The sequence below is a fragment of the Streptomyces ossamyceticus genome (assembly GCF_001418475.1).
Lineage (GTDB): Bacteria > Actinomycetota > Actinomycetes > Streptomycetales > Streptomycetaceae > Streptomyces > Streptomyces ossamyceticus.
Genome location: NZ_LIQX01000187.1, coordinates 1 through 2199 on the forward strand (window position 1 = coordinate 1; position 2199 = coordinate 2199).

The window sequence follows — 2199 nt, forward strand, 5'->3', positions numbered from 1 at the left end:
GGACGAACGTCACCCCGCACCGCGGCGCGACACATGGAAACAAGCGGGCCCGGTGACGTCGTACCACGTCACCGGGCCCGCTCAGGTGTACCGGGGAGTTACGCGGCCTCGCCGCCGAAGCGCTCCTTGTACGCCTCCAGGTCGTCCTCCGTCAGCTTCGCGAAGAGGACGGGCGGGACGGTGAACGGGGTGCCGGCCGGGACGGCGTCCAGGGAGCGGGCCTGCTCGGCGGTGACCCAGGTGGCGGTGTCGTTCTCCAGGGCGAAGGCGCCGCGCATCGTGGCCGCGGAGGTCGGGATGAAGGGCTCGGAGACCACCGCGTAGAGGTGGATGAGGTTCATCGCGGTGCGCAGGGTGAGGGCCGCGGCCTCCTGGTCGGTCTTGATCTCCAGCCAGGGGGCCTTCTCCTCCAGGTAGGAGTTGCCCGCCGACCACAGCGCGCGCAGCGCCGCCGCCGCCTTGCGGAACTGGAGGGCCTCCATGTGCTCCTCGTACTCCGCGAGGAGCCGCGCGATCTCCTCGCCCAGCTTCGCCTCGGCCTCACCGGCCGCCGCGCCCGCCGGGACGTCGTCGCCGAAGCGCTTGCGGGAGAAGGACAGCACGCGGTTGACGAAGTTGCCGAGGGTGTCGGCGAGGTCCTTGTTGACCGTGGCGGTGAAGTGCTCCCACGTGAACGATGAGTCGTCCGACTCGGGCGCGTTGGCGATCAGGAAGTAGCGCCAGTAGTCCGCCGGGAGGACTTCCAGGGCCTGGTCGGTGAAGACGCCCCGCTTCTGCGACGTCGAGAACTTCCCGCCGTAGTACGTCAGCCAGTTGAACGCCTTGACTACGTCGACCTTCTTCCACGGCTCGCGGACGCCCAGCTCGGTGGCCGGGAACATCACGGTGTGGAAGGGGACGTTGTCCTTCGCCATGAACTCCGTGTAGCGGACGTCGGTGTCGACGTCGAACCACCAGGACTTCCAGTCGCGGTTCTCCGGGTCCTGGTCCGACCACTCCTTCGTCGCGCCGATGTACTCGATCGGCGCGTCGAACCACACGTAGAAGACCTTGCCCTCGGCGGCCAGCTCCGGCCAGGTGTCCGCGGGGACCGGGACGCCCCAGTCCAGGTCGCGGGTGATCGCCCGGTCGTGCAGGCCCTCGGTCAGCCACTTGCGGGCGATGGACGACGCCAGCTGCGGCCACTGGTGCTCGTGCGCCGTGACCCACGCCTCGACCTCGTGCTGCAGCTTCGACTGCAGGAGGAACAGGTGCTTGGTCTCGCGGACCTCCAGGTCCGTGGAGCCGGAGATGGCCGAGCGCGGCTCGATCAGGTCGGTCGGGTCCAGGACGCGGGTGCAGTTCTCGCACTGGTCGCCGCGGGCCTTGTCGTAGCCGCAGTGCGGGCAGGTGCCCTCGACATAGCGGTCCGGGAGGAAACGGCCGTCGGTCGGCGAGTACACCTGGCGGATCGCCCGCTCCTCGATGAACCCGTTCTCCTTGAGCTTGCGCGCGAAGTGCTGCGTGATCTCCACGTTCTGCTCGGACGAGCTGCGGCCGAAGTAGTCGAACGCGAGGGCGAAGCCGTCGTAGACGGCCTTCTGCGCGTCGTGCGCCTGCGCGCAGAACTCGTCGACGGGGAGGCCCAGCTCCTTCGCCGCCAGCTCCGCCGGGGTGCCGTGCTCGTCCGTCGCACAGATGTACAGGACGTCGTGGCCACGCTGGCGGAGGTACCGGGAGTACACGTCCGCCGGGAGCATGGACCCCACCATGTTGCCCAGGTGCTTGATCCCGTTGATGTACGGAAGGGCGCTGGTGATGAGGTGTCGAGCCATCGGGGGATGCTCCCAGGTCGGTCGATTTCGGTAAGGCGTGAGTCTTGAAATCCTAGCCGACATGGGGGTGCCGCCCGCCTCCCGTTTTGCGGGGTGGGAAGCGGACGGCACGGACGTCCCGGTGAGGGGCGTGGTGGAGCGTTGCGGGCGGTTACGGGCGCCAGGCGGCCAGGATGCCCTCGTAGACCTCGGCGTCGGTCAGCTCGCGCGGGGTCTCGCCGGCCAGGAAGTGCGAGGCGTTGCCCGTCTTGAGCTTGCGGAGGTAGTCGAACGCCTTGTTCTCCGGGTCACCGAAGGCGACGAAGGCGAAGTGCACGCCGGGGTGGTTCTTCGCGGCGTCCGTGAGCGCCTGGGTGGCGGGGGTCTTCGCGTCCGGGGCGCCGTC

The 2199-nt window shown here is 68.9% G+C and carries 1 protein-coding gene and 1 pseudogene; both read right to left on the reverse strand.

The genetic code is table 11. The features are described 5' to 3' along the window. Positions 1-98 precede the first annotated feature (98 nt). The gene (metG, locus tag AOK15_RS15315) at positions 99-1814 is read right to left on the reverse strand and encodes a methionine--tRNA ligase (RefSeq protein WP_055516982.1); all 1716 of its coding nucleotides are present in this window, start codon (positions 1812-1814) and stop codon (positions 99-101) included. A gap of 151 nt (positions 1815-1965) precedes the next feature. Further along, positions 1966-2199 (reverse strand): annotated as a pseudogene (locus AOK15_RS15320) (VWA domain-containing protein); the annotation flags it as partial.

Excerpts from the sequence above, each read along its gene's own strand:
- metG (WP_055516982.1), bottom strand. The coding sequence starts at position 1,814 with ATGGCTCGACACCTCATCACCAGCGCCCTTCCGTACATCAACGGGATC.